A 25,175-nucleotide genomic window follows, 5' to 3' on the forward strand; every position below is an offset into this window, starting at 1 on the left:
ACGCTGCCGGAACCTGCTATTGCACCGTGACGTCCAGCCGCATCTTGGGGTGGATGTGGCAATTCACGACGTACCGGCCGGGCGAGGGGAACGTCACCTGGATCGTCTGGCCGGGGACCTGCTCGGCGGAATCATAGACGAAGCTGTCGCCGCCGACGAAGATCTGATGAATGAACTCGTCGTTGTTGCTGAAGGCCAGCGTGTCGCCGACGGCAATCGTGACCGCCTTCTGGTCAAAGGCACGGCCCTTCTGCGTGATGTGGACCACGGTTGCGGCCATCGCGCCTGCGGCCAGCAGGCTGAGGCCGGTGCACAGGGCAAGGCCCGGTGCACCGCACAGGACGGCGGCCAGGCGTGCCGGTCGCGTGCCGCTCATCGCGTCACGACCTCGCGGTAGAAGGGGGCAAGCCTGGCCAGCATCCGGTTCTGGGTGGCAAAGGGCACGCCCACCTCGTCCATCGCATCCTGCAGGCATTCCACCAGGCCGTTGAATTCGGCGGTGTTGACGCCCAGGCCCTTGTGGGCGGTGTGCATGTCGCGCCCCTTGTAGGTACAGGGACCGTCCGCCAGTTCGCAGAAATGATCGACCAGGCGCGGCTTCAGCCAGTCGGGATTGATGTTGTCGAACTGGGCCCGCGTCCGCGGATCGGTCAGGAAACGGGCCATGGCCGCGTCGACGATTCGCACCAGGCCCTCGCGCCCGCCCAGGTCGTCATAGAGCGTGGCGGCCCGGACCGGCAGTGCGGTTGCCAACAGGACAAGGACCAGGGTGACCCCCCGGAGCAGCGAGGATGGCGCGCGCATCGTCAGAACCCCGCCTGGATCGAGAGATAGAGGCCATCCTGGTTGCGGAACGTGGCGATGTCGCCCAGCGCGACATAAGCCAGTGTCGCCGACAGGTTCTTGTTGAAGAAATAGGCCACGAAGACGTCGAACGCATCCTGTTCGCGGGCAAAGCCCAGGTTGTCGGGCCGGGTGCGGTACTCGCCGCCGATTGCCAGTTCGCGCGTCACCAGGTAGGCGGCGGAGCCTTCGAACTGCAGCGTATAGTCGTCGTTGCGGTCGCCGCCAAAGCCCAGCAGGCCGAACTGGTTGGCCCGCGTCGCCCGCACGGTCGCGTTCAGCAGCAGGTTCTGCGCCAGCAGCACCTTGGTCGCGGAGACATAGAGGTCTAGGCCCTCGTCATCCCTGCCGCCGACGGCGCGGATGATCGTGCCGCGGTCGTTGATTTTGTACTGCAGGCCTACGGCGACCTGGGGCAGCCAGGTATCCTGGTCATAGACCGCGTCGCCGAAGAGCCGGACCTTGGCGCCGATGATGTCCTGGTGGAAGGTGAAGCTGCGGCCCAGGCCCAGCGCGGCACCCGCATCCTCGGTATCGAACCACTGGCGGGCATAGGACAGTTCGACCCGGTCGAAAAGACCGACCCCGACGCCGGCCGTGTGCAGCGTGAAATCCGGCAGCCGGACAAGGGTGTAGTGCGCCTGACCACCGACGGCGTCGCGTGTGCCATAGCCGGTGATCAATGCCCAGGGCGCCAGGCCGCCGCCGCCGGCGCCCTCCACCTGCACCACGCCGGACGTGGTGAGCAACCGGCCGCTGTCGAACCAGTCGCGCTCGCGCCCGGCGGCGTCCCCCGCCGCCGCCGGGGCGGCCAGCGCCAACAGGGCCAGGCCGAACAAAGATCTCAGAACCACGTGTCGACGCCCCGCCTTCGGTGACATCCGGCGTTCGCGCGCCGCCAGGTCATTGAAGCGGACAGGGGTTAAGTCGGCATGAATTCCATCCCGCCGTGCAGCGCATCGGCGGTCCATGGCCGCGACGTGGGGTTGCCAGGCGATGCCACCATGGGGCCCGCAGGCCTCCCGCCTGTCACCCGGCGGGTCGAACCCTCAGGCGAACAGCGCCGCCAGGGCGAGGACGTTGCGCGCCTGGTTCAGGTGCGGGATGTCCAGCATCTTGCCGTCCAGCCCGACCGTGCCGGCCCCGGGGTTGGCGGCAAAGGCGGCGACCACCCGCTCGGCAAAGGCGATGTCGTCGGCATTCGGCATGAAGGCCTCGTTGATCGGCGCCACCTGGTCCGGGTGGATCGCCAGGCGGCCAGAGAAGCCTTCGCGCCGGGCGGCCACGGAACTGGCGCGCAGGCCCTCGGTATCGCGGAAGTCGGCGTGCAGCGTCTCGATCGGCTGGACTCCCGCCGCCCGCGCCGCCAGCAAGGTGAGCGAGCGCACGACGCGAAAGGTCAGGGCCCACCCCCCTTCGGGCGCCAGGTTGGTCGCGGCCCCCACGGCGGTCGCCAGGTCCTCCGCCCCCCAGGTCAGGCCCAGCAGGCGGGGCAGGGGCTGGCTCGCGAAGCTGCCCAGGGCAAAGGGTGCGGATGCGGTCTCGGTCGCGACGGGCAGGATGCGGACATAGCCCGGCGCAACACCCTCGCGCGCTTCCAGCACGTCGAGCATGTGGCCCAGGCGCGCCACGTCGGCGGCGCCCTCCGCCTTGGGCAGGATGATGCCATCGGGCCTGGCGCGGACGATCGCGGCCAGGTCGGGCAGGGCCAGGGCGGTGCTCAGCGGGTTGATGCGGACCCACATTTGCGGCCCCTTGGACCGATCCACGCCGGACAGTGCCGCCGTCACGGCCTCGCGCGCCAGGGGCTTGCGCTCCGGCGCCACGCTGTCTTCCAGGTCCAGGATCAGCGCATCCGCCCCCACGCCCAGGCCCTTGGCCAGCTTGCGGTCGCTGTCGCCAGGCACGAACAGCATGGAGCGGAGGAGGGCTTTGGTCATGGTGGTGCGGTCCTGTGAAGCGGCCAAGGTCCTGAACCGCTAGCGGCGCGGGTGCGCGCGAAGGTCTGTATCAACATCGTTCGGGACGGCCATGCTGGCCTCCCCAGGATGACGACCGTTGCAAATGTTGAATAGAACCAACGGCGTCATGCTGAGGAGCGGCGCGCAACGCGACGCGTCTCGAAGCATCGGGTGCAACGTCAACGGGGCGGGAGCAGGCGCTTGTCCTGGAAGATGCGGAACCATTTGCGGAACATGTCCGCGGTGTCCATCACCTCGGCAAAGCCGTCCTGGCGCAGGTTGATCGTGGACACGATCGGCGCCAGGCCCTGCGACCCCTCCATGTAATAGCCCATGGTGAAGTCGGCATAGTGCATCGACTCGCCCACGAACGGGGCCAGCGGTGGGGCGACCAGGCTGAAGCGTGTGCGAATGCGGTCCCAGGCGGCACTGTTCTGGGCAACGGCGGGGCCCAGGGCCTGCCGCTCCGGCTGGCCCACCTTCATCCCCAGGGCATCGGCGATCGCCGGCCACAGGTTGTGCCAGACGAAGACGTCGCCATTGGTGACGTTATAGGTGTCGATCTCGTGCGGCTGATGGTCGGTGGCCCAGGCGATGGCCCGGGCCAGCAGGTCGGCGTCCACCGCCTCCAGGATCATCGGATTGCCGCCGGGAAAGGCCAGGTCCAGCCCCGCCTCCCGCCGCAGCGCCGCATAGGCGCCGATGGCGGGGATCAGGTTCATCGCACTGCCCCAGGAGAACCCGAAGATGATCTGCGGCCGGAAGATGGCGAGGCGGAAGCCCAGGGCCTTCTGCTTCTCGCGCAGGTAGTCTTCCTGCACCCAGTAGAAGTTGGGGACGTCCTTCGCCTCCGACCGGTTGGGGCGGGCCGGCACGTCGATCTGCCGGACATGCGCGCCATAGGCCTTGGTCCCCTGGAGCAGGGTCACGTGGCGCAGGCCCCGCGCCACCCTGGCCAACGGCTCGAACAGGTTGCGCAGCATCCGGCCGTTGGTCTCGATCTGGTCGGCCTCCAGCCAGCCGGCGGCCAGACCCGGCTTCTCGAACAGGGAGGCAAAGACGACGTGCGTCACCTCCGGCATCGTGCTGAACAGGGCGGCGCAGGCGGCCTCGTCCGTCAGGTCGGCCGCGATGAAGCGTGCGCCATAGGTCTCGTCGGGCGCTCGGCGCGACACGGCGATCACGGAACAGTCCGGCATTTGCGCGAAATGCTTCATGGCGGCATAGCCGACCAGGCCGGATGCGCCGGCGATCAGCACCGTCTTCCTGGACATCGTCCCTCCCCAATTCGTCCGCCTCTGCCGGGCGGTCGTGTCTTCCGGGCCGGACTATAGCGCGAAGTGCCGGGGACGCGCAGGGATCAGGCACATTCCAGGTTGGCGACGAACTGGCGCGCCGTCTCAGCCCACGAAAAGGTGCGGGCATGGGCGCGGCAGGCGTCGGGCGACAGGTCCAGGGCGGCCAGCGCGGCACGGCGCAGGTCCGTATCCATGACCCCCGTCCGGGCTGTCAGGACGTCGCGCGGGCCCGGCACGGGAAAGGCCGCCACGGGCACGCCGCTCGCGAGCGCCTCCAGCAGGACCAGGCCGAACGTGTCGGTGACGCTGGGAAAGACCATCACGTCCGCCGCGGCATAGTGCCGGGCCAGATCCTCGCCGCTTTTCTGCCCGACGAAACGGGCCTGCGGGAACAACGCCTCCAGCCGCGCACGATCCGGCCCGTCGCCCACCACCAGCTTCGATCCCGGCAGGTCGAGCGCGAGGAACGCGGCGACGTTCTTCTCGATCGCCAGGCGCCCGACATAGAGGAAGACCGGCGGTTCCAACCCCAGCTTCAGCGTATTGCGCCGGTCCGGCCGGAACAGGTCCAGGTCGACCCCCCGCGTCCACGGCGCCAGGTTGCGGAAGCCGTGCGCCGCCAGTTCCCGCCGCACCGAATCGGTCGCGACCATCACCTTGCCCGAGGGTGCATGGAAGCGCCGCAGCCAGGCATAGGACCAGGACAGCGGCACGCCCACCCGCGCCTTCAGGTATTCGGGAAACCGGGTGTGGTAGGCGGTGGTGAAGCGCAGGCCCCGCTTCAGGCACAGGCGTCGCGCGGCGATGCCCAATGGCCCTTCGGTCGCGACGTGGATCGCGGCGGGCCGGCCGTCGCCCAGGATGTCGACCAGGCGCCGCCGCGGCAGCACCGCCAGGCGGATCGCCGGATCGGTCGGGCACGCCACGGAGCGGAACCGGTCCGGCGTCGCCAGGCTGACCCGGTGGCCGGCCCGCGCCAGTTCGCCCACCAGCGATTCAAGCGTGCGGACCACGCCGTTGACCTGCGGCGCCCAGGCGTCGGAGACGATCAGCAGGTCCATGGCCGCGCGCCGGGGGTCAGCCCGCCAGGGCCAGGCGGCGTTCGCGGGCCCGCTCCGCCGCGACAAGGTCGGCCCAGCGCAGGATCTCCAGGCGGCCGTCCAGGTGCTCGACCAGGGCGGTGCAGCTCTCCACCCAGTCGCCGTCGTTGCAGTAGAGCACGCCCTCGATCATGCGGATCTCGGCGGAATGGATGTGGCCGCAGATGATCCCGTCGACGCCGCGGCGCCGGGCCTCGTCGGCCAGGACCTGCTCGTAGTTGCCGACGTACTGGACCGCGTTCTTGACCTTGTGCTTCAGCACGGCCGACAGCGACCAGTAGGACAGGCCCAGCTTGCGCCGGCACCAGTTGAACCAGCGATTGATTGCCAGGCACACGGTATAGGCGTGGTCCCCCAGGTGGGCCAGCCATTGGGCATAGCGCAGCACGCCGTCGAACACGTCGCCATGCAGGACCAGGAAGCGGCGGCCGTCCGCCATCTGGTGGATCACCTCGCCCCGTACGGCGACGCCGCCGAACTCGTGGTCCAGGTAATCGCGCAGCATCTCGTCATGATTGCCGGGGACGTAGACGACCTCCGTCCCCTTGCGCGCCTTGCGCAGGACCTTCTGCACCACGTCGTTGTGGCTTTGCGGCCAGTACCAGGACCGCTTCAGGCGCCAGCCGTCGACGATGTCGCCGACCAGGTACAGTGTCTGCGACTCCGTCCGCCGCAGGAAATCCAGCAGCAGGTCCGCCTGGCAGGCGCGGGTGCCCAGGTGGATGTCGGAAATCCAGATTGTGCGGAAGCGCTGACGGTCCGGCTCGTCCTCCCCCCCGCCGGTGCCACCGGCCGGGGCGGGCGGTTTCCCGTGCCTGGCACCGCGCGTTGCGGGTGGCGGCAGGGGAGCATCAAGAAGCGCGTCGGGTGCATCGCGCAGCAATGCGCGCGTGCGGAATGCGGTGCGGGCCAGCAGGGACATGCGGGCAACCCTCCGGCCCCCCGGTGGGGCCCCGGCGGCTGGCGATCCCCCATGAATCCCCCGTACCGCTGGCCCGTCTTATGCCCTGCCCCCATGACAGGCCGGTGAAGCTAAGGTGTCAGCTTTGCGTCCCCGGAACGCCGGGCGTGCCGGCCGTCGCCTGCCCATGGCGGAAGCAGCCGGTCATGTGGTCGTCGACCAGGCCGCAGGCCTGCATGAAGGCATAGACGATCGTCGGGCCCACGAAGCGGAAGCCGCGCTTCTTCAGGTCCTTGGACATTGCCTCCGCCTCGGGCGAGGTGACGCGCGCGTCCGCCATGCTCTCCAGCCGGTTCACGATGGGCGCGCCGCCCACGAAGCTCCACAAGTGGCGGGAGAAGTCGATGCCGGCCGCCTGCATCTCCAGATAGGCCTGGGCATTGCCGATGGTGGCCACGATCTTGGCCCGGTTGCGCACGATGCCGGTGTCCTGCATCAGCGCTTCCACCTTGTCGGGGCCGTAGCGGGCGATCACCGCCGGCTCGAACCCGTCAAAGGCGGCGCGGAACGTGTCACGCTTCCTCAAGATGGTGATCCAGGCAAGGCCGGCCTGAAATCCGTCCAGGATCAGCTTTTCCCACAGCGCGCGCGAATCATATTCGGGCACCCCCCATTCGGTGTCGTGATAGGCGACATAGACGGGATCGGTGCCGCACCACGGGCAACGCGTGAGATTGAGGGCCAGGCTTTCGGTCATGGGACAGCAGGCTGTCCCAACTCCGTGACCGGAACAAGGGGTGAATATCCGATGCTCGACACGGCGCCGCGGTTGGCGGTGCTGGGAGCGCGCCTAGAATCCCACCCAGTCTGGCTTGACCGCGCGCAGCCGCGACTCGCCCGCCAAAAGTTCGCCGCCGGCTGCGGCCACTTCTTCCAGCCGCAGGAGCGCGAGGCCGGTGCGGTCGCGGCCGGAGCGCATCTCGCCCGCGTCCTTGCCGCCGGCCAGCAGGATCGTGCCCGGCGCGGGCAGGGCGCCATCCTCAAGCTCGACCCGGAACAGGCGCTTGCGGATCGTGCCGCGGTACTTGGTGCGGGCGGTCAGTTCCTGCCCGACATAGCAGCCCTTGTCGAAGTCGACGCCGTTCAGTTCCTCGAAATTGTTCTCGAGCAGAAAGCCCTTGTCGATGGCAAGGTCGCGGCTGCCATCGGGGACGCCATGCCCCAGCCGCCAGGCGTCATAGTCCTCCACCGTCGCCGGCGCGAAGGGCGCCAGCGCCGTGTCGAGCGCGCTGCGCGGCAGGATCAGGCGCACGCCCAGCCCGGCCAGGCGCGGATCGACAAAGGCGACACCACCATGGAAGGGGGCGACCGTCCCCGCCGCCGCGCCGTCGAGGCCGATGGCGGCCGCTGCACCCGGTCCGATCAGGGCCGCCACGGCGTGATCCGCGTCGAGGTCGGCCAGCGTCACTTTCGAGCGCAGCTTGTAGATCGCCAGGCGCTTCTGCAGGTCGGCGGCGCGCCCGGCCTCCGCATCCAGGACCAGCCTGTCGCCCAGGGGCGCCACCGGGAAGTCGAACAGGTACTTGCCCTGTGGCGTCAGCAGTGCTGCATAGATCGCCCGTGCCGCGGGCCCGTCGGGGGCGGGTGCCACCTTGGTCACGTCGTTCGAGATCAGCCCCTGCAGGAAGCTCACCGCCTCTGGCCCCGCGACGGCGATCGGCCGGCGGTCGGCCAGGATCACGGCGCGCACGGGGGCGGGCGTGGCAGCCTTGGCGACGGCTTCGGTCATCAGGATGCTTCCCTTCTGAATGGCGCAGCGTAGGCTTCGCGACTGCGGGTCTGTGATCGCGGCCACGGGGCGGACGGCACTGTGATGCCGGTCATCCTTTGCCGCCACGTTGATTTGGTAGGTTTCGCGCATGAAGACAATGCTCTGCCGCACCCTCCTGGCACTGGCCATCGGCTCAGGGGCGCTCATGGGCGGTACGCCGGCCCAGGCGTTCGACGCCGGCGACGCGCTCCAGACCCTTCAGGGGACCTGGAAGCAGCGTGGCGGCAAGTGTTCGGAGCCGGACTACATCTGGACGCGCCAGACGGCGGAGCGCTTCCGCTATGTCTGCATCCCGACGTCGCTGGGCTCGTGCGACTTCGACGACGTGGCCGTGCAGATCAAGCAGGAGAACGACAAGGTCTGGTTCGTCCAGTACCCGCGCGGCGCCAATGGCGAGGAGGTGTGGGAGCGGTTCCGCATCCGTGGTCCCGACGCCATCGAGTTCTTTGAATCGGCGGCCGGCTACAGCTACTCGATCGAGCGCTGCTCGGCCGCGACGGACGCGCCCGCGCCGCGCAACAACCGGCCCGGCCCGGTCGATGGCGGACCCAAGCCGCCGGTCGAGAAGTCGAGCACGCCCGAAGATGCCGACCACCTGTTCGGCCATGACGACCGGACCTTTCCCGACGTGGCCCAGGCGCCCTGGAGCGCAATCGGCAAGCTGACGTTCGCAGGGGGCGGCTATTGCACGGCCCAGCTGGTGGCGCCGCGCGTGATCCTGACGGCGGCGCATTGCATGTACGAGGGCGAAACCTCGAACGAGCTGGCCCAGCCCGAGGCGTTCCTGGCCGGTTTCCGCGACGGCCGCGCACTGGCCAGCGCACGCATCGTCAGCTGGGAAATCGCCAGCGGCTATGACCACGAGCGGCACATCACGACGTCTGAAATCGACGGACTGGACTATGCCTTCCTGACCCTGGACCGCGACCTGGGCACCCGCCTGGGCACGTTCGACATCCGCCCGATGACCGACGCGGAGGTGATGCGCCTGGAAAAGGGAAGCTGGCTGACCGTTTCGCTTGCGGGCTACAGCAGCGACCACGAGGACCGCATGACGGCCCATGTCGGCTGCCATGTGGTGCAGGTCTATGACGACAACACCCTGTTCCACGAGTGCGACACCCAGGTCGGCGCCTCGGGCGCTGCGCTGTTCGTGAACGAGAACGGACGCTATCGCATCGTGGCGATCCACTCGGCCTATTACCCCAGCGACGACAGTCCGTTCGAGCACAGCATGGCGGTCGATTCGCGGGCCTTCTACCGCGCCGCCCGGCGCATCCTGGACCGCCATAGCTGAACGCCGCATGGCCGTCCCCGGGATGGGCGCACTCCCGTTGCGCGCGGAAAGACGCTAAAGCTTCGGCGCGCCCGCATCGGGGCGCTGCCGGGGCCATGGTCTTTGCGCATCCTGTTCGTGACCTCCAACCGGGTGGGCGACGCCATCCTGTCGACCGGCCTGCTGGACTGCCTGATCGCGGCGTCGCCCAGCCCGCGCGTGACCGTCGCCGCGGGGCCCGCCGCCATTCCCCTGTTCCAGGCCGTGCCCGGGCTTGAGCGGCTGATCGCCTTGCGCAAGCAGCGCGGCGGGCGGCACTGGTTGCACCTGTGGTCGGCCGTCGCCTTCCGCCTGTGGGACGTCGTGGTGGACCTGCGCGCCTCGGCCCTGGCCTGGCTGGTGCCGGCCCGCCGTCGCATCGTGTGGCGCAAGGAGGCGGCGCCACAGCACCGCGTGGTGGCGCTGGGTCGCCTGCTGGGCCTTGAGCCGCCGCCGGCGCCCCGCCTGTGGACGACACCTGCGCACACCGTGGCCGCGGCCCGCCTGGTGCCGGAGCCAGGCGTGCTGGCCCTGGGGCCGACCGCCAACTGGGGGGGCAAGATCTGGCCGGCGGAGTGCTTTGCCGAACTGGTGCGGCACGTGACCGGACCGGGTGCGCCCCTGGCCGGGCGGCGCGTCGCCGTCTTTGGCGGTCCGGGAGAGGAGGCGATCGCCGCTCCCCTGCTGGCGGCGCTGGGCGACCAGGCGATCGACCTGGTGGGCCGCGTCGACCTGCTGACGGCCCATGCCTGCCTGGCCCGGGCCGCGCTGTTCGTGGGCAATGATTCGGGGCTGATGCACCTGTCGGCGGCCGCGGGCACGCCGACTGTGGGCCTGTTCGGGCCCAGCAAGGAGACGCTCTACGGTCCCTGGGGCGCGCGCTGCCTGGCGGTGCGGGGGCCGCGCACGTTCGACCAGATCGTGGGCCAGCCCGGCTATGACTACCGCCGGACAGAAAGTCACCTCGCCGATCTGGCGGTGGCCCCGGTCGAGGCAGCGGCCCGTCGCCTGCTGGAGGCGGCATGAGCGCCCCGCGGCTGTCGGCGCTGGTCGTCGCGCACAACGAGGAGGCGGAACTGCCGGGCTGCCTGGCCCGGCTCAGCTTCGCGGACGAGGTGGTGGTCGTGCTCGACCGCTGCACCGACCGCTCGGCAGAGATCGCCCGGGCCAGCGGCGCCAGGGTGATCGAGGGCGGCTGGGAGATCGAGGGCGCGCGCCGCAATACCGGGATCGAGGCGTGCAGCGGCCACTGGATCGTGGAGGTCGACGCCGACGAGCGCATGCCCCATGCCCTGGCGACCGAGATCCGCGAGGTGATCGCAACCTCCGCCCCCGGCTGGTACCTGATCCCGTTCGACAACTACATCGGGCGCCGGCTGGTGCGGCACGGCTGGGGGGCGGGCATCGGCGTCTCGGCAGCGCCCCGGCTGTTCGCCCGCGGGCACAAGACCTGGGGCGCCCAGCGCATCCATCCGAAGCTGGAACTCGGCACCGCCCTGGGCAGCCTGCGGACGCCGATGGAGCACTATGTCGACCGCGACCTGTCCGACATGCTGGCCAGGTTGGACCGCTACACGACCGCCCGCGCCCGCGACCTTGTGGACAGCGGCGACATCGGCACATTGGGTCACAATGTCCGGCGCATGTTCTCCCGCTTCTGGAAATGCTACGTCGCCCGCAAGGGCTATCGCGAGGGACCCTATGGCGTCCTGGTGGCCTTGATGGCCGCACTCTATCCCGTGCTGTCGCACCTGAAGGCACGCTTCGCGCTGGACGAGGCCGCGCTGGGCCGGGGCGACCCGCCTTGAGCCTGCGCGTCCTGCACCTGATGGCGGGCGCCCGCGTGGGCGGGGCGGAGACCTTCTTCGAGCGGCTGCTGCCAGCCCTGGCGCGCGCGGGCGTCGTTCAGCAGGCGGTGATCCGGCACCACCCGCAGCGCGCGGCCCTGCTGACTGCGGCCGGGATCCCGGTGACGCAGACCAGGTTCGCCGGCGCGCTGGACCTGGTGACGCCCTGGCGCATCCGTGGCGTCGTCCGGCACTTCGCACCGCAGGTCGTGCTGGCCTGGATGGGCCGCGCTGCGGCGGCGCTGCCAACGGCGCGCGACGGGCTGGTTACGGCGGGCCGGCTGGGCGGCGTCTATGACCTGAAGCGGTTTCGCCGCGCGCGCCATCTGGCCGCCAACACCGATGCACTGGTGCGCTGGATCGTTGAGCGGGGCTGGCCGGCGGAGCGGGTGCGGATGGTGCCGAACTTCGCCCAGGATCTGGCGGGCGGAACACCGCCCGCCCGCGCGGCGCTTGGCACGCCGCCCGCGGCGCCAGTGATCCTGGCGCTGGGCCGGCTTCACCCGAACAAGGCGTTCGACGTCCTGGTGCGTGCCTTGCCGCTGGTGCCCCGGGCCCATCTCTGGCTGGCCGGCAGCGGACCGGAAGAGGCGCCGTTGCGGACGCTGGCGGCGGCGCAGGGGGTGGCGGATCGTGTGCACATGATCGGCTGGCGCAGCGATACCGCCGACCTGCTGGCGGGCGCGGATGTCCTGTGCTGCCCCAGCCGCGCGGAGCCGCTCGGCAATGTGGTGCTGGAGGCGTGGTCTGCCGGCGTTCCCGTCGTCGCCGCGAATGCGGACGGGCCCGCTGCCCTGATCGCCGACGGTGCGGACGGCCTGCTGGTCCCGCGCGAGCAGCCTCAGGCCCTGGCCGCCGCACTCAACCGGGTCCTGGACGACCGCGACGCGGCGCGCTGCCTGGCCCAGGCCGGGCGCCTGCGGTTCGAGCACGACTTCGCGGAGGCCCCGGTCATCGCGCGCTGGACCCGCTATCTGGCCGACATCGCGCCTGGGGGTGTGCCATGTGCGGCCTAGGCGGCTTCATGGTGCACGACGGGGCGGTGCCGGAGGCGCTGCTGGACCGCCTGGCCCTGGCTTTGGCGCATCGTGGGCCGGACGGGGAAGGGCGCTGGCTGCGCGGATCCGTCGGCATGGTCCACCGCCGCCTGTCGATCATCGACCTTGATACCGGGGCCCAGCCCCTGGTCGAGCCGGGCGGCGCCGGCCTGGTCGCCAATGGAGAGGTCTACAATTATGTCGAGCTGCAGCAGGCGCTGGCCGGGCGCCTGACCAGCGGCTCCGATTGCGAGCCGCCGCTTCTGATCTTTCGCGACGCCGGGCTGGACTTCGTTCAGGCCTTGCGCGGCATGTGGGCGATCGCGCTGCACGACCCGGCCCAGGGCCACCTGGTGCTGAGCCGCGATCCGTTCGGGATCAAGCCGCTCTACTACCATGCCGGCGAAAGCGGGCTTGCCTTTGCCTCGACCCCCTCCGCCCTGCTGTCCAGCGGCCTGGTCAGCCCGAAGCTGCGGGAGGCGGCGGCGCTGGAACTGCTGCAACTGCACTTCACCACGGGGCGGGAGACGGCCTTTGCCGGGATCGACCGCGTGCTGCCGGGCGAGACGCTGGTCGTGGGCGACGGCCGCGTGATCGAGCGGCACCAGCAGCAGGCCCTGCCCATGGGTCCGCCCGCCGCGTGGGACGAGGACCAGGCCCTGGCCCTGCTGGACAGCGCCCTGACCGACAGCGTCATGGTGCATCAGCGCTCGGACGTGCCGTTCGCCATGTTCCTGTCGGGGGGCGTCGATTCCTCCGCCATCCTGGCGACCATGGCGCGCCTGTCGGACAGGCCGGTGGTCGCCTTCACCGCTGGGTTTCCGGGCTCGGCCGCGGCTGACGAGCGCGCCCATGCGGCATCGGTGGCCAGGGCGGCGGGCGCCGAGCACATCGCGATCGAGGTGACGGCCGCCGACTTCTTCCAGCATCTGCCGCAGATCGTGGCCGCGGTCGACGATCCCACCGCCGACTACGCCATCGTGCCGACCTGGCTCCTGGCGCGGGAGGCCGCAAAGTCGTTCAAGGTCGTGCTGTCGGGGGAGGGCGGGGACGAACTGTTCGGCGGCTATGGCCGCTACCGCGCCCGGCTGCGGCCGTGGTGGCTGGGCGGCCGGGCGCTGCGGCCCAAGGGCACGCTGGACGGCCTGGACCTGCTGCGGCAGGCGCCTTCCGGCTGGCGCGACGGGATCGTGGCGGCGGAGGGGCGCCTGGCCGGCCACGGCCTGACGCCATTGCAGCAGGCCCAGGCGGTGGACTGTGCCGACTGGCTGCCCAACGACCTGCTGATCAAGTTGGACCGCTGCCTGATGGCCCATGGTCTGGAGGGGCGGACGCCGTTCCTGGACCCGCGGGTGGCAGAAGTCGCCTTTCGCCTGCCGGACGCGCTGAAGGTCCAGGGCCGCACGGGCAAGTACCTGCTGCGCCGCTGGCTGGACCGGGCGCTGCCGGCGGCGGATGCGTTCTCGACCAAGAAGGGCTTCACGGTGCCCGTGGCGGAGTGGATCGCGGGCGAGGGCCATCGCCTGGGCCCGCTGGTGGCCCGCCACCCGGCAATTGCGGCGCTCTGCCTGCCTGAGCGGGTGGAGGCGCTGTTCCACCCCCGCGGCCAGAAGGCGGGTGGCAAGCGGGCGGGCCAGGCCGCCTGGACGTTGCTGTTCTTCGCGCTTTGGCACCGGATCCACATCGAGCGCCAGCGGGTCGAGGGCGACGTCTTCGACATCCTGGCGGGAGGCTGAGGCCTGGCGGTCCCTGTTGCCATGATGTGGAATAGTTCTAGGCTCTGCCGCCTGTCGCAGGCGCCATCCGTCGGGGAGCGATCACATCATGACCATTGAAGCCGTCCAGAATCAGCCTGTCCCCACGGATGCCTTGAGTGAGGACGTGCGCGAGGAATGGCAGCCGCCCCGGGTCAGCAGGATTGGCCTGGGCAATGCGGCGAACGGCCTTGCCGATGGCCCGGATGGCAGTTTCGGGGTGTCCTGAGCATAACCCGGATCGGCGGCATGGGGCCTACGATCCCCATACCTGATCGGATGGACCAATGGCTGATGACATGAACGACGCCGCGCCCGCCGAGCTTGCCGACCGGGCTGCACAGGATCCGTCCGACCGGGAGGCCTGGCACGCCCCGCGCGTGCGCCGCATCGGCCTGTCTGGCGCCCGTGCCAGCGGCGAAGTCGACAGCGACGGCATCACCTTTTCCTGAATTTCGACATTGCCGCGACCGGCCTTGTCCGGTCCGGGCAGAAGGACAGCACAGTGATTGCCGATCTGGCGGACCTGTTCGCGCCCCACGATCCGGCCCTTCTCCACCAGATACGGCGGGCGCGGCAGCGCCTGCACCTGAAGACAGACCGGACGGCCCGCTTCCAGGCGCTGCTGCCGTGGCTCACGCTGCAGTCCCTGGTGACGCTGGACCGCCTCATGTCGGGCGAGGTCCTGGCAACCCGCGACGGGAAGCCCCTGCCGCTTGAGGCGCTGACAGTGCTGCACGAGGATCGCGCGACGCGCACCCTGCGGCACGAGAACCTGCACGCGCTGGGCCTGATGGGTTTCAGCCTGGCGATCGCGGGCCTGGACGGCATGGTGCCGGCCTGGGCGGCCCTTGGCGCCCTGCTGGAACGGCGCACGCGCACCAGCGTCAGCGTGAACTGCTATGTCAGCTTCGCGAAGGGCGGGGCCTTTTCGCCCCATTCCGATCCGCATGACGTGCTGGTCGTCCAGGTCCATGGGACCAAGCGCTGGTCCTGCTTTGGTCGCGGCGGTCACGCGGGCCAGGGCATCGTTCACTTGAAGTCGCGCGACGACCTGCCCGCCCCGGAATGGGAAGGCACGCTGGAGCCTGGCGACCTCCTGTTCGTGCCGCGCGGCGATATCCACGTCGCGGCCGTGACGGACGGACCAAGCGTGCATGTCACCCTGGGCCTGCGCGCGCCACGGGGCGATACGCTCCTCCATTGGCTTGGCGGGCAGTCGCTGACACACGACGTCCTGGCCCGCGACATCGACCCCCTGGCGCCCGTGGCGGAGCGGCGTGCGCGGGAGGCTGAATTGCGGGCGGCGCTGCACGATCTGGTCGACGGACTGGACCTGGATGCCTTCCTTGCCGCCGAGGATATGCGGCGGCAGGCGAAGCGGCCCCTGAACTTCGGCCTGATCGAGGCATTGGCCCCGACGACACAGGTCCAGCCGGCGCTGGTCCGGTGCGGATCGCTGCTGCGGGAGACGGGCCGCGTGCGTGCCGGCGCACTGGATGTCGCCGTGAACGAGGACGAGTGCGCCGTGCTTGCCCTGCTGCTGGAGCGCGACACGCTTGACCTGGCGGGCCTGGCGCAGGCCCTGCCGGCGATGGCGGCGGATCAGGTTCGGCGCGCGGTTGCGGGCCTTGCCCGCAAGTCGCTGGTCTTCCTGTTCGAGCGGGCGGATTGAGCGGGCGCGGGCCCGATCCTCCGATTGCCGAGCATGTTCCCGCGTGGAACACTGGTGCCCAAGAAATGAAACGGGAGGATGGCAATGCGCAGGCTCGCCGTCATGTGTGTCGCATGGGGAATCGCTGCCCCGGCCCTGGCCGCGGGGGACGGTGCGCGGGTCGTTGCGACCAGCCCTGCCGACGGGGCCACGGTGCCGGCGGGAGCGATGGAGCTGAGCGTCACGTTTGACCGGGCCATGGCGCCCGACAGCTACTCCTTCGTGACGCTGACGGATGCGCCCTATCCACCCTGCCCGCCCCCGGCCGAGCAATCGGCCGATGGCCGGACGTTCACGCTGAAATGCACGACCGAACCGGGTAAGACCTATGGCGTCGGTTTCAATGGCGGCACGCACATGAACTTCAAGAGCACGGACGGCGTCCCGGCGGTGCCGGCCCAACTGCATTTCAAGACGGCCCCATGACCGTCGATCTGCTGGTTCGCGGGGGAACGGTCGTCACCCCGGGGGCGACTGGCGTCGCCGACGTCGCCATCCGCGATGGTCGCATCGTCGCGATCGGAGCTCTGGACCCGGCCCAGGCCGGGCAGGTGGTCGACGCGACCGGCCTCCATGTCCTGCCAGGCGTGATCGACACCCAGGTCCATTTCCGCGAGCCGGGCCTGGAGCACAAGGAGGACCTGGCGACCGGCGGCGATTGCGCCGTCCTGGGCGGGGTCGTTGCCGTGTTCGAGATGCCGAACACCAAGCCCGCGACCACCACGCAGGAGGCGATCGAGGACAAGCTGGCGCGCGCCCGTGGCCGCATGCGCTGCGATCACGCCTTCTATGTCGGTGCCGCCGCCTCGAACGTCGCCGACCTGCCGCACCTGGAGCGCCTGCCCGGCGTCTGCGGGGTCAAGGTCTTCATGGGCTCGTCCACCGGCGACCTTCTGGTCGAGGATGACGAGGGACTGACCGCGGTCCTGCGCTCCGGCCGGCGCCGCGTCGCCATCCATGCCGAGGACGAGGCCCGCCTGCGCGAGCGCAAGGCCTTGGCCGAACGCGGCGATCCCCGCACCCATCCGGTGTGGCGCGACGAACTGACGGCCCTGACCGCGACCGAGCGGGCGATCCGCGCCGCGCGTGCGGCGGGGCGCAAGGTGCACATCCTGCACGTCACCAGTGCCGAGGAGATGGCCTGGCTGAAGGGGCAGAAGGACATCGCCTCGGTCGAGACGACACCGCAGCACCTGACCCTGACGGCGCCCGAATGCTATGAGCAGATCGGGACGCTGGCGCAGATGAACCCGCCCATCCGCGCCGCCCGGCATCGCGACGGGCTGTGGGCCGGGGTGGCAGACGGGACCGTGGACGTGATCGGCTCCGACCACGCGCCCCACACCTTTGCCGAGAAGTCCAAGACCTATCCCGAAAGCCCGTCCGGCATGCCGGGCGTGCAGACGCTGCTGCCCCTGCTCCTGGACCACATGGCGCAGGGGCGGCTGAGCCTGGACCGCCTGGTGGCCCTGACCAGCACCCGCGCCGCCAGCCTGTTCCACATCCGGAACAAGGGGCAGATCGCCCCGGGCTTCGACGGCGACCTGACCATCGTCGACCTGAAGCGCCGGCAGCGCATCGAATCCGACTGGCTGGCCAGCCGCTGTGGCTGGAGCCCGTTCAAGGACCGCGTGGTGACCGGCTGGCCCGTCATGACCGTGATCCGCGGCAACCTGGCCATGCGCGAGGGCGAACTGCTGGGGGCACCGGCCGGCCGGCCCCTGGAATTCGACCTGGAGGCCGCCCCGTGAGGGCTGCACTCGCGGCGCTGGCCCTGCTGGCGCTTGGGGGCCAGGCCCCGGCGGTCCAGGCCCAGACCGCCAGCTTTGACTGCGGCCGTTCGACAGGACCCATCGAGCGCGCGATCTGCGTCAATTCCAAGCTGACCTGGCGCGACGGCACGCTGGGTCGCCTGTACGAAGGGCTGATGAACGCGGTGCCGTCGGACGAGCGCAATCGCCTGCGCATCGCCCAGCGGCGCTGGACCGTGGCGCGCAACACCGACTGTTCCCGTGGTGACAACGAGTGCCTGGAACATGCCTATAACGAGCGCCTGATGGAATTGTCCCAGCGGCTGAAGGACCTTTACGCCGCGCGTGGGGCAGCGCCGCCGGTCGGCGGGGTCTACGATTTCCAGCAGCAGGGGCAGAAGGGCACCATGGTCCTGGTGGAACAGGTCGACGGCACGATCGAGGGTGCCTTCCTGACCATCGAGCAGGCCAAGTTCCGGAACTGCCAGCTCTACATCACCGCCCGGCGGCAGGAAGGCGGCGTGCTGGCCTGGTCGGGTGAGCAGGCCGACTGCAGCGGCACGATCCGCCTGGAGGGCAACACCGCGAGGGTGGAGGCCGGGGCCTGTTCCGCCGCCTGCGGCGCGAATGCGACGCTGACCGGCCCCTATGCCCGGCGCTGACGCGCAGCGCCGGGAACGCCTAGCGTAAGGCCTTGGTTCACGCGGCCAGCGCCATCCCGTTGGCGCTGACGAAGCGATCCACCGCCTGGATCGTCTTGCGTTCCTCGCCCTCGTCCGCGAAGCGGAAGCGGGCATGCAGTTCCTGGCCGCGCCGCGCGACGATGTCGAAGGCGGGCGATGCCGCAAGGCCCGGCACCTCCAGCACGCCGGTGCTGGCATTCGGAGCGGCGCCGTCGTCGCGCACGATCAGGAACGCGCCATGGCGCGAGATGTCGACGACCAGCACCGACTGGGCGACGCCGCCCGCGCGGACCGATCCGGCCGTGCCCTCGTAGAGGTGGCCCGCCACCTCGACGCGGTGGCGCGGCTCGGAACGGCGATTGACCTCCGGGGCCGCGGACCGGACGGACTCGACCACGGCGGACTTCAGCGCATCGATCCGCGTCGCCACCTCGGCCGACAGGTCCTTGACCTCGTGGGCCAAGTCGCCGGCGCGGTCGGCCTCCCGCGAGACGTCGGCGATGCGGCGCGCCACCTCGCGCGCGGCCTCGGCCGAGTCGCTGACATTGCGGCCGATCTCGGCGGTGGCCGCGTTCTGCTCCTCCATGGCGCTGGCGATCGAGACGGACGCACCGCGCAGTTCGGCGATCCGGCCGACGATCGCGTTGACGGCGCCCGCGGCCTCGTCCGTCGCCACCTGGATGGTGGAGATCATCTGGTTGATCTCGTCGGCAGAGCGGGCGGTCTGGTTGGCCAGCGTCTTGACCTCCGCCGCGACGACGGCGAAGCCGCGCCCCGCCTCGCCCGCGCGCGCGGCTTCGATCGTGGCGTTCAGCGCCAGGAGGTTGGTCTTGGCGGCGATGTCGGAGATCAGCTGGATCACACGGCCCACGCCCTCCACCGCGGTATTCAGGGCGGCAATCTTGTCCGCGGTTCCGCTGCCCATCCTGCTGGTCGCGTCGCTGATGTCGGCGGACAGCACCACCTGGCGCGTCACCTCGGCGATGGACGCGCTCAACTCCTCGGTCGCACTGGCCACGGTCTGGGCATTGGCCAGGGCCTGCTGGGCGGCGGCTGCGACGTTCTGGGCGTTGGCGCTGACATGGCTCACCGCCTGTGACATGCCGGTCGCGGTATCGGCCGCCCTGGTCATGCTGTCGGCCACCTGGGCGACGGCGCGACCGGTATGGGATTCGACCGCGTCGGCCATCTCGCGCAGGCCGGCGGCCCGCGCGGCCGCGGCGGCGCGCTGGTGCTGGTCCTCCTGCGCCTTGCGCTCGGCCGCATCGCGCGCAGCCGCGGCGGCCTCTTCCTGCTCGCGCTGGTGCCGGGCCTCGGCTGCGGCTGCAGCCTCCTCCCGGCCGCGTGCCTGCGCTGCGTCGCGGAACCCGACCACGGCGCGAGCAATCTCGCCCAGTTCGTCCTTGCGCGTGCCGCCGGGCACGTCCAGGTCAAGCTCGCCCCGGGCCAGCCGGATCATGGTGGCGGTCAGCGTCGCCAACGGCCGGGTGATCGAGCGCGAAATGGCGATCAACAGGCCCAGCGCCAGCAGGACCAGCGTGATCGACACGGCCAGGGCCTCGATCATCTTCGCTTCAAGGCGGCCGATGCGGGTTTGCAACAGGACGTCCAGGACATCGGTGGCCTCAACCCACAGGGCTTCGATCGCCTTCAGCAGGGCCTGCTGCGCCGCCTGCGTCGGGGCGCCGGCCTTGATTCCCTCGCGCAGCTGCTGCTCCGCGGCGATCATCGCGCCATAGCGGTTGTTCAGGCGCTCCCGGACCAGCGCGTTGGCCCCAGTCGCCTTCTGGATGTCGGTATTGGATGCGGCCAGCGCGGTGTCCAGCGCACCCAGGATCAGAAGCTCGGCCCGCTCATGCGCCTCGCCCTCGCCATGGGTCTTCTGCAGCAGCTGAAGGCGGGTGGTCAGGTCCAGGATCGTGGGCAGCTTGGTCGTGACCAGGTCCATGACATAGTAGCTGTCCAGGTCGGGATCGAGCGTCAGGTTGGACCCGTCGGCCACGGCACCGACAAGCGACAGCAGCGCCGGTGCGACGGTCGTGTAGTCGCCCGACCCGGCGAGGGCATCGAGCGCTGCCTTCGAAACCGCCTGCGTCCCCAGCGCCGCGTCGTATTCCGTCGCCACCGCCTTCAGGGCGGCAATGGCTTCCTCCAGCCCGGTCGCGGGCATGCCCATTTCGCGCTGGGCCGTCTGGTCCATCACGTGCTGGATCTTCTGGACGTAGTGGTTGCCGGTGTTCTCGGCCTCCGCGAAGTCGATCGCGATCTGCTTTTCGGTGACCAGGGCGAACATCAGGTACGCAATCGGAAGCAGCAACAGCACGATCAGCGCCGAAAGGCGCGTCGCGATCTTCAGGTCCTGGATTGCGGCCATGAGGGCACCGGCTCCGGCTGAGAGTTGGTTCAGAACCGGAAGTATATTTCTGAGGTTACCAGCAGATTAATGTCGACCGTCATGTTCGTGTACTGAGCGCTTGTGCCGGGTTGTGAACCTTGTTGCAGATCAATGCTTTGGTGCACTCGGCAGGGGTCCTCCGTCACAACGGGGCCGTCTGGTCCTCCAGCCAGCGGGCCGCCTCTACCGGCAGGAGCGGCGTCAGCACGCCACGCACGCGTGCATGATAGGTATTGAGCCAGGACCGCTCATCCGGCGTCAGCAGGGTCGTCTCAACCAGGCGCCGGTCATAGGGGGCCAGGGTCAGCGTCTCGAACCCAAGCATCGGCTTCTCGGCACCGACCGGGGCCGCCGCCTCGGCCACCGCGATCAGGTTCTCGATCCGGATGCCATAGGCGCCGGCCTTGTAGTAGCCGGGCTCGTTCGAGACGATCATGCCCGGCTCCAGCGCCACCGTGCTGGCGATCTTGGAGATGCGCTGCGGACCCTCGTGCACGCACAGATAGCTGCCGACGCCATGGCCGGTGCCATGGTCATAGTCCAGGCCCGCCGCCCACAATGGCGCCCGGGCCAGCGCGTCCAGTTGCGATCCCGTCGTCCCCTTGGGGAAGCGCACCGCCGACAGGGCGATATGCCCCTTCAGAACGCGGGTGTAGCGGTCGCGATGCTCGGGCGAGGGCGTGCCGATGGCGATGGTCCGGGTGACGTCGGTCGTGCCGTCCGGGTACTGGGCGCCCGAGTCGACCAGCAACAGGTTTCCCGGCACCAGCTGCCGGCTGGTCTGCGGCGTGGCGCGGTAGTGCACGATCGCGCCATTGGGACCAAAGCCGGCAATCGTGTCGAAGCTCATGCCGCGGTACCAGCCGTGCGCCGCGCGGAAGGCGTCCAGCCGGGCAACGGCGCCCAACTCGTCCGGCAACTCCGCCGGCGGGCGGGTCGACAGCCAGTGCAGGAAGCACGTCAGCGCCGCACCGTCGCGTGCATGGGCGTTGCGGGTGCCCTTCATCTCTGCCGGGTTCTTGCGCGCCTTGGGCAGCAGGCAGGGATCCAGGCCCTGCGACAGGCGTGCGCCCGATGCCTCAAGCCGATCCAGGATCAGGGTCGCGGCCGTCGTTGGGTCGACCCGCACGACGGCGCCGGCTGCCCCCAGCGCCTCCAGCGCCGCCACGAAGTCGCCCGGCGGGTGCAGGCGCACGGCGTTGCCCAGGTGGCTGCGCAGGGTAGCGTCCAGCTTGGCCGGGTCCACGAACAGGTCGACGCCGCCATCCGAGTCCAGGATGGCAAAGGCCAGCATCAGAGGGTTGCAGGGCACGTCGCCACCCCGCAGGTTCAGAAGCCAGGCGATCGAGTCCGGGGCCGTCAGCACCGCCGCCTGCACGCCTTCCGCCGCCAGGTCCTGACCCAGCTTCAGGCGCTTGGTCGCGGAATCGACACCGGCATGATCCAGCGGCTGCGCCATCGCGGGGGCCGTGGGCGGGGCCGGTCGGTCGGCCCAGACGGCGTCGATCGGGTTGCGCGTCACGGCGACCAGCTCGGCACCCGCCCTGTGCGCCGCCTCGGCGATGGGGGCCAACTGGCCGCGGGTGTGCAGCCATGGGTCATAGCCGATGCGCTCGCCGCCCTTCAGCCCCTCAGCCAACCAGGCCCGCGGCGGCTCGTCCGTGACATGGCGCGGGGTGAACAGCGCGGCGTCGACCTGGTCGCGCACGGCCAGGGTGTAGCGACCGTCGACGAAGATCGCGGCCCGGTCCGCCAGCACGATGGCAAGGCCGGCCGACCCGCCGAAACCCGTCAGCCAGGCCAGGCGTTGTGTGCTGGGCGGGATGTACTCGCCCTGATGCTCGTCCGCCAGCGGGACCAGGAAGCCGTGCAGGTCCTGACGCGCCAGCTCCGCCCGCAGCAGGGCAAGCCGGGCGGCATGGGGAAGGGGGGCCAGGGTGGCGGGGGCATCGTCGAGCGGCGTCATGCCGCCAGTCTAGCGCAAGTCGCCAGGGAGGGGCATTGCGCCACGCTTGCCGATCCTGCGCGCGATTGGTTGCGATTGGGTTACAGTCATGTGGAAATGTGCCATCTCGACGTCCGCTCATGCGGCGGACGCAGGTCTATGCTGCACTGCACCCCCTGACTGAAATGGGCCGGGACGCCTACATTCCCGCTCGTGGACAGCGCCTGATCAGGAGAGCGAAAATGAGCAAGTTCCTGACCACGGCGTCCCGCCCGCAGAATTCATCTGCTCGCGCTCAGGACGTCGGTGTGGTCAATGTTGCAGTCGAGGCATGGCAATTGCCGGTGACTGGAGTGGCCGACGTCATGATCGACGCGGTGCGAGCCTTCAGCCATGGCATCAACGCCGTGATTGATGGCTTTGGCACCTGGTTCGAGAAGCGTCGGACCTTTGCCGAACTGGACGCGCTGGACGATCGCATGCTGGCCGATATCGGCCTGGTGCGGTCCGACATCGGCGATGTCGTGGCGAACCGGGCGGAGCCCGTGGGCGCCGTCGTCATCGCGGCGTCGGCCTTCGATGCCCAGGCGAACGACGCGGACGGTGTCGTCGCCAGGCCGCGCCTCGCGGCCTGATCGCGACGGCCGACCAGACGGCAGGACGCCAGACAAGGCGGCCCCGACATCCCTGCTGTCGGGGCCGTTTTCATGTCCAGGGGCGATTGCCCCCTGGCGCCCTGCCGCGGATGTCAGGGGCGCTGCAGCACCAGCGTCGACCAGTCGCCGATGCGCCGCCGCGCGCGAAAGACCAGTCCCTGTTCGCGATAGGCGTGCAGGACCTGGTTCTCCTGCTTCACCAGCAGGCCCGACAGGACCAGCGTGCCGCCGCGTGCCAGGCGCTGCATGATCCCGGGCGCCAGCAGGACCAGCGGTCGCGCCAGGATGTTGGCCACGATCAGCGGGAAGGGGCGCTGCGCCTTCAACCGATACTCCGCCGCACCATCGGCGGCGAAGCAGGTCAGCCGCACGCCGCTGGCCCGTGCGTTGCGCGCGGTCGCCGCCACCGACAGGGGATCGATATCGACGGCGACGACGTGGCCGTGCCACAGGCGCGCGCCGGCGATGGCCAGGATCCCGCTGCCACAGCCCAGGTCCAGCATGCGCGGGATCCGACGCCGCCGGGCGATGTCCTCCAGCGCCAGCAGGCAGCCGGCTGTGGTGCCGTGGCGCCCGGTGCCAAAGGCATGGACCGCGTCGACGACGATGGGAAGCGTGCCGGGCGGCGCCGGCTCGCCCCGTTCCTCGGCAATCCAGAAGCGGCTCTGCCGGCGTGGGGCCGCATGCTCGTGCGCCTCCGCCAGCCAGTCGCGGGCCTCGACCGGGCCGACCTCAAGGCTCGACACATCGTCGATCCCCGCCGCGGCCAGGCCGGCGGCCAGGCCGTCGCGGCTGGGCTCGTCCTCGAACAGGGCTTCCACGCGCCAATCGGGGCCGTGTTCGAACGTGCTGATCGCCAGGGCGTCCAGGGCGCAGGCGGCCTCGGCCGCGTTCACCTGGGCGGTGGTGACGATCACGCTGGCGCGCCATAAGGACATGTTTACCACTTGAAAATAAAGTAGACCGCGCCCAGCAGGCAGATGAAGGCACCAAGGTGCCCCCAGCGGAGGCCTTCTCCCAGCCATGCGACGGAAAAGATTGCGAAAACTCCCAGGGTGATGACCTCCTGGATCACCTTGAGCTGGCCCGCCGTGAATGTGCCATAGCCCATGCGGTTGGCAGGCACCATCAGGCAGTACTCAAAGAATGCGATGCCCCAAGCGATCAGGATCACTTTCCAAAGGGCGACATCGCGGTACTTAAGGTGACCGTACCAGGCAAAGGTCATGAAGACGTTTGATGCGACCAGAAGCAGGATCGTCGGCATGGTGGCGCTGACCTCGATGGGACTGCGCTTCAATGGCCACGACTGCGGGCGGCCGTCAAAGGCCAGCAGGACGCAGACTGCGCGCAGAGGCCTCCCGGCGCCGGCCTCAACGTCCCTCGAAGCGCGGCTTGCGCTTCTCGGCATGGGCGGCCAGACCTTCGCGGAAGTCTGCGCTGGCAAAGCAGGCCGCCATGGCCGCGTGCGCCGCGCCCTCGTCCAGGGTGCCCCGGGCGATGGCGTTCAGGCTGGCCTTCATGCCCGCCAGCGACAGCGGCGCCAGTCCTGCAAGCCGCTCCGCCAGCGCGCCCACGCTGGCATCCAGGGCCGCAGGGTCGACCAGGCGATCGACCAGGCCCACGCGCAGGATCTCGGCGTCGTCGAATTCCTCCGCCGCCAGCAGCAGGCGCTTGGCCACGTTCAGGCCCAGGCGCTCGACGAAGCGGTGCAGGCCGCTGACAGGATAGTGGATGCCGATCCGCGCAGGCGGTACGAAGGCGCGCATGCCATGGACGCCGATCCGGAAATCACAGGCCAGCGCCACCTCGACCCCGCCGCCGAACACGCCGCCGTTCAGGCTGGCGATCACCGGCACGCGCACCGCCTCCAGCCGCTCGACCACCCGCTCCAGCGGGCCCTTCGACCAGTCGCGCACGCCCAGCTCACCCAGCGACGCGCCCGAGCAGAAGCTGCGCGAGCGGCCGCCCGAGAGAATCACCACGCGGATGCCCTCGGCCAGGGCGATTGCGTCCAGGTGCTGCTCGAACAGCGCCAGGTCATCGACCCCCAGGGAATTGTGCTTTTCCGGCCGGTTCAGAGTGATCCGCGCCACGGGGCCGTCAATGTCGAGGAGAATCGGCTGGTGCATGCCCGCTATTGT

Annotated in this window: 26 protein-coding genes; 12 read left to right on the top strand and 14 right to left on the bottom strand. The window is 70.0% G+C overall.

What is annotated here, in order from left to right; all coding sequences use genetic code 11:
• Positions 1-16: 16 nt before the first annotated feature.
• From ACI6GS_RS09560 to ygfZ, 9 genes are all read right to left on the bottom strand, one after another.
• Positions 17-376, bottom strand: coding sequence for a cupredoxin domain-containing protein (locus ACI6GS_RS09560; RefSeq protein ID WP_439817561.1), 360 nt, complete (start codon positions 374-376; stop codon positions 17-19).
• Positions 373-804 (bottom strand): group I truncated hemoglobin, encoded by a 432-nt coding sequence (locus tag ACI6GS_RS09565; protein WP_439817562.1) that lies wholly within the window; start codon positions 802-804, stop codon positions 373-375. Before ACI6GS_RS09565 ends, ACI6GS_RS09560 begins: the two co-directional genes overlap by 4 nt.
• Before the next feature lie 2 nt (positions 805-806).
• Positions 807-1,697: a DUF3034 family protein gene (locus tag ACI6GS_RS09570; RefSeq protein ID WP_439817563.1), complete on the bottom strand. Its 891-nt coding sequence runs from the start codon at positions 1,695-1,697 to the stop codon at positions 807-809.
• Between the two features lie 195 nt (positions 1,698-1,892).
• A complete protein-coding gene (locus ACI6GS_RS09575) occupies positions 1,893-2,783 on the bottom strand; it encodes an HpcH/HpaI aldolase/citrate lyase family protein (RefSeq protein WP_439817564.1) in 891 nt (296 codons plus the stop codon).
• Positions 2,784-2,983: 200 nt separating this feature from the next.
• Positions 2,984-4,078: an NAD-dependent epimerase/dehydratase family protein gene (locus tag ACI6GS_RS09580; protein ID WP_439817565.1), complete on the bottom strand. Its 1,095-nt coding sequence runs from the start codon at positions 4,076-4,078 to the stop codon at positions 2,984-2,986.
• An 86-nt stretch (positions 4,079-4,164) separates the two neighbouring features.
• On the bottom strand, positions 4,165-5,163 hold the full coding sequence (locus ACI6GS_RS09585; RefSeq protein ID WP_439817566.1) for a glycosyltransferase family 4 protein: 999 nt from the start codon (positions 5,161-5,163) through the stop codon (positions 4,165-4,167).
• 16 nt (positions 5,164-5,179) lie between these two features.
• Positions 5,180-6,124: a UDP-2,3-diacylglucosamine diphosphatase gene (locus ACI6GS_RS09590; RefSeq protein ID WP_439817567.1), complete on the bottom strand. Its 945-nt coding sequence runs from the start codon at positions 6,122-6,124 to the stop codon at positions 5,180-5,182.
• Between the two features lie 118 nt (positions 6,125-6,242).
• Positions 6,243-6,860, bottom strand: a complete 618-nt coding sequence (locus ACI6GS_RS09595; protein WP_439817568.1) for a DNA-3-methyladenine glycosylase I — start codon at positions 6,858-6,860, stop codon at positions 6,243-6,245.
• A gap of 93 nt (positions 6,861-6,953) precedes the next feature.
• Entirely contained in the window at positions 6,954-7,892 is a 939-nt protein-coding gene (gene ygfZ, locus ACI6GS_RS09600) for a CAF17-like 4Fe-4S cluster assembly/insertion protein YgfZ (protein ID WP_439817569.1), read from the bottom strand.
• 130 nt (positions 7,893-8,022) lie between these two features.
• Between ygfZ and ACI6GS_RS09605 the strand changes: the two genes are divergently transcribed.
• The 11 genes from ACI6GS_RS09605 to ACI6GS_RS09655 all read left to right on the top strand — a co-directional run bounded on the left by ACI6GS_RS09605 (position 8,023) and on the right by ACI6GS_RS09655 (position 18,014).
• A complete protein-coding gene (locus ACI6GS_RS09605; protein ID WP_439817570.1) occupies positions 8,023-9,231 on the top strand; it encodes a trypsin-like serine peptidase in 1,209 nt (402 codons plus the stop codon).
• A 102-nt stretch (positions 9,232-9,333) separates the two neighbouring features.
• Complete coding sequence (locus tag ACI6GS_RS09610) at positions 9,334-10,275, top strand: glycosyltransferase family 9 protein (RefSeq protein WP_439817571.1); 942 nt, start codon at positions 9,334-9,336, stop codon at positions 10,273-10,275.
• Entirely contained in the window at positions 10,272-11,057 is a 786-nt protein-coding gene (locus tag ACI6GS_RS09615) for a glycosyltransferase family 2 protein (protein ID WP_439817572.1), read from the top strand. Before ACI6GS_RS09610 ends, ACI6GS_RS09615 begins: the two co-directional genes overlap by 4 nt.
• Positions 11,054-12,112 carry a glycosyltransferase gene (locus ACI6GS_RS09620; RefSeq protein WP_439817573.1) on the top strand — a complete coding sequence of 353 codons (1,059 nt, stop codon included), beginning with the start codon at positions 11,054-11,056 and terminating at the stop codon, positions 12,110-12,112. Before ACI6GS_RS09615 ends, ACI6GS_RS09620 begins: the two co-directional genes overlap by 4 nt.
• Complete coding sequence (gene asnB, locus ACI6GS_RS09625) at positions 12,100-13,869, top strand: asparagine synthase (glutamine-hydrolyzing) (RefSeq protein WP_439817574.1); 1,770 nt, start codon at positions 12,100-12,102, stop codon at positions 13,867-13,869. Before ACI6GS_RS09620 ends, asnB begins: the two co-directional genes overlap by 13 nt.
• Positions 13,870-13,957: 88 nt before the next feature.
• Positions 13,958-14,116, top strand: coding sequence for a hypothetical protein (locus ACI6GS_RS09630; RefSeq protein ID WP_439817575.1), 159 nt, complete (start codon positions 13,958-13,960; stop codon positions 14,114-14,116).
• 58 nt (positions 14,117-14,174) lie between these two features.
• Positions 14,175-14,339: a hypothetical protein gene (locus ACI6GS_RS09635; protein WP_439817576.1), complete on the top strand. Its 165-nt coding sequence runs from the start codon at positions 14,175-14,177 to the stop codon at positions 14,337-14,339.
• A gap of 53 nt (positions 14,340-14,392) precedes the next feature.
• Positions 14,393-15,562: a JmjC domain-containing protein gene (locus ACI6GS_RS09640; protein ID WP_439817577.1), complete on the top strand. Its 1,170-nt coding sequence runs from the start codon at positions 14,393-14,395 to the stop codon at positions 15,560-15,562.
• Between the two features lie 84 nt (positions 15,563-15,646).
• Complete coding sequence (locus ACI6GS_RS09645; RefSeq protein ID WP_439817578.1) at positions 15,647-16,027, top strand: Ig-like domain-containing protein; 381 nt, start codon at positions 15,647-15,649, stop codon at positions 16,025-16,027.
• The gene (locus ACI6GS_RS09650) at positions 16,024-17,352 is read left to right on the top strand and encodes a dihydroorotase (protein WP_439817579.1); all 1,329 of its coding nucleotides are present in this window, start codon (positions 16,024-16,026) and stop codon (positions 17,350-17,352) included. The genes ACI6GS_RS09645 and ACI6GS_RS09650 overlap by 4 nt, the downstream gene beginning before the upstream one ends.
• A complete protein-coding gene (locus ACI6GS_RS09655; protein ID WP_439817580.1) occupies positions 17,349-18,014 on the top strand; it encodes a lysozyme inhibitor LprI family protein in 666 nt (221 codons plus the stop codon). The genes ACI6GS_RS09650 and ACI6GS_RS09655 overlap by 4 nt, the downstream gene beginning before the upstream one ends.
• A gap of 37 nt (positions 18,015-18,051) precedes the next feature.
• Here ACI6GS_RS09655 and ACI6GS_RS09660 read toward each other — a convergent pair whose 3' ends face one another.
• On the bottom strand, positions 18,052-20,409 hold the full coding sequence (locus tag ACI6GS_RS09660; protein WP_439817581.1) for a methyl-accepting chemotaxis protein: 2,358 nt from the start codon (positions 20,407-20,409) through the stop codon (positions 18,052-18,054).
• A gap of 163 nt (positions 20,410-20,572) precedes the next feature.
• Positions 20,573-22,396 carry an aminopeptidase P family protein gene (locus tag ACI6GS_RS09665; protein ID WP_439817582.1) on the bottom strand — a complete coding sequence of 608 codons (1,824 nt, stop codon included), beginning with the start codon at positions 22,394-22,396 and terminating at the stop codon, positions 20,573-20,575.
• Positions 22,397-22,683: 287 nt separating this feature from the next.
• Here ACI6GS_RS09665 and ACI6GS_RS09670 point away from each other — a divergent pair, with 287 nt between their 5' ends.
• On the top strand, positions 22,684-23,010 hold the full coding sequence (locus ACI6GS_RS09670; protein WP_439817583.1) for a DUF1127 domain-containing protein: 327 nt from the start codon (positions 22,684-22,686) through the stop codon (positions 23,008-23,010).
• 113 nt (positions 23,011-23,123) lie between these two features.
• On the opposite strand, the gene ACI6GS_RS09675 is transcribed toward ACI6GS_RS09670, so the two are convergent.
• The 3 genes from ACI6GS_RS09675 to ACI6GS_RS09685 all read right to left on the bottom strand — a co-directional run bounded on the left by ACI6GS_RS09675 (position 23,124) and on the right by ACI6GS_RS09685 (position 25,163).
• Positions 23,124-23,969: a 50S ribosomal protein L11 methyltransferase gene (locus ACI6GS_RS09675; RefSeq protein WP_439817584.1), complete on the bottom strand. Its 846-nt coding sequence runs from the start codon at positions 23,967-23,969 to the stop codon at positions 23,124-23,126.
• Between the two features lie 2 nt (positions 23,970-23,971).
• A complete protein-coding gene (locus ACI6GS_RS09680) occupies positions 23,972-24,298 on the bottom strand; it encodes a DMT family protein (protein WP_439817585.1) in 327 nt (108 codons plus the stop codon).
• A 106-nt stretch (positions 24,299-24,404) separates the two neighbouring features.
• On the bottom strand, positions 24,405-25,163 hold the full coding sequence (locus tag ACI6GS_RS09685; RefSeq protein WP_439817586.1) for an enoyl-CoA hydratase/isomerase family protein: 759 nt from the start codon (positions 25,161-25,163) through the stop codon (positions 24,405-24,407).
• Positions 25,164-25,175: the final 12 nt, after the last annotated feature.

This window comes from Zavarzinia sp. CC-PAN008, assembly GCF_051903925.1.
Lineage (GTDB): Bacteria > Pseudomonadota > Alphaproteobacteria > Zavarziniales > Zavarziniaceae.

Coding starts and splice junctions, on each gene's coding strand:
- ACI6GS_RS09560 (WP_439817561.1), bottom strand. CDS start 376: ATGAGCGGCACGCGACCGGCACGCCTGGCCGCCGTCCTGTGCGGTGCA.
- ACI6GS_RS09565 (WP_439817562.1), bottom strand. CDS start 804: ATGCGCGCGCCATCCTCGCTGCTCCGGGGGGTCACCCTGGTCCTTGTC.
- ACI6GS_RS09575 (WP_439817564.1), bottom strand. CDS start 2,783: ATGACCAAAGCCCTCCTCCGCTCCATGCTGTTCGTGCCTGGCGACAGC.
- ACI6GS_RS09580 (WP_439817565.1), bottom strand. CDS start 4,078: ATGTCCAGGAAGACGGTGCTGATCGCCGGCGCATCCGGCCTGGTCGGC.
- ACI6GS_RS09585 (WP_439817566.1), bottom strand. CDS start 5,163: ATGGACCTGCTGATCGTCTCCGACGCCTGGGCGCCGCAGGTCAACGGC.
- ACI6GS_RS09590 (WP_439817567.1), bottom strand. CDS start 6,124: ATGTCCCTGCTGGCCCGCACCGCATTCCGCACGCGCGCATTGCTGCGC.
- ACI6GS_RS09595 (WP_439817568.1), bottom strand. CDS start 6,860: ATGACCGAAAGCCTGGCCCTCAATCTCACGCGTTGCCCGTGGTGCGGC.
- ygfZ (WP_439817569.1), bottom strand. CDS start 7,892: ATGACCGAAGCCGTCGCCAAGGCTGCCACGCCCGCCCCCGTGCGCGCC.
- ACI6GS_RS09605 (WP_439817570.1), top strand. CDS start 8,023: ATGAAGACAATGCTCTGCCGCACCCTCCTGGCACTGGCCATCGGCTCA.
- ACI6GS_RS09615 (WP_439817572.1), top strand. CDS start 10,272: ATGAGCGCCCCGCGGCTGTCGGCGCTGGTCGTCGCGCACAACGAGGAG.
- asnB (WP_439817574.1), top strand. CDS start 12,100: ATGTGCGGCCTAGGCGGCTTCATGGTGCACGACGGGGCGGTGCCGGAG.
- ACI6GS_RS09630 (WP_439817575.1), top strand. CDS start 13,958: ATGACCATTGAAGCCGTCCAGAATCAGCCTGTCCCCACGGATGCCTTG.
- ACI6GS_RS09635 (WP_439817576.1), top strand. CDS start 14,175: ATGGCTGATGACATGAACGACGCCGCGCCCGCCGAGCTTGCCGACCGG.
- ACI6GS_RS09645 (WP_439817578.1), top strand. CDS start 15,647: ATGCGCAGGCTCGCCGTCATGTGTGTCGCATGGGGAATCGCTGCCCCG.
- ACI6GS_RS09650 (WP_439817579.1), top strand. CDS start 16,024: ATGACCGTCGATCTGCTGGTTCGCGGGGGAACGGTCGTCACCCCGGGG.
- ACI6GS_RS09660 (WP_439817581.1), bottom strand. CDS start 20,409: ATGGCCGCAATCCAGGACCTGAAGATCGCGACGCGCCTTTCGGCGCTG.
- ACI6GS_RS09665 (WP_439817582.1), bottom strand. CDS start 22,396: ATGACGCCGCTCGACGATGCCCCCGCCACCCTGGCCCCCCTTCCCCAT.
- ACI6GS_RS09675 (WP_439817584.1), bottom strand. CDS start 23,969: ATGTCCTTATGGCGCGCCAGCGTGATCGTCACCACCGCCCAGGTGAAC.
- ACI6GS_RS09680 (WP_439817585.1), bottom strand. CDS start 24,298: ATGCCGACGATCCTGCTTCTGGTCGCATCAAACGTCTTCATGACCTTT.
- ACI6GS_RS09685 (WP_439817586.1), bottom strand. CDS start 25,163: ATGCACCAGCCGATTCTCCTCGACATTGACGGCCCCGTGGCGCGGATC.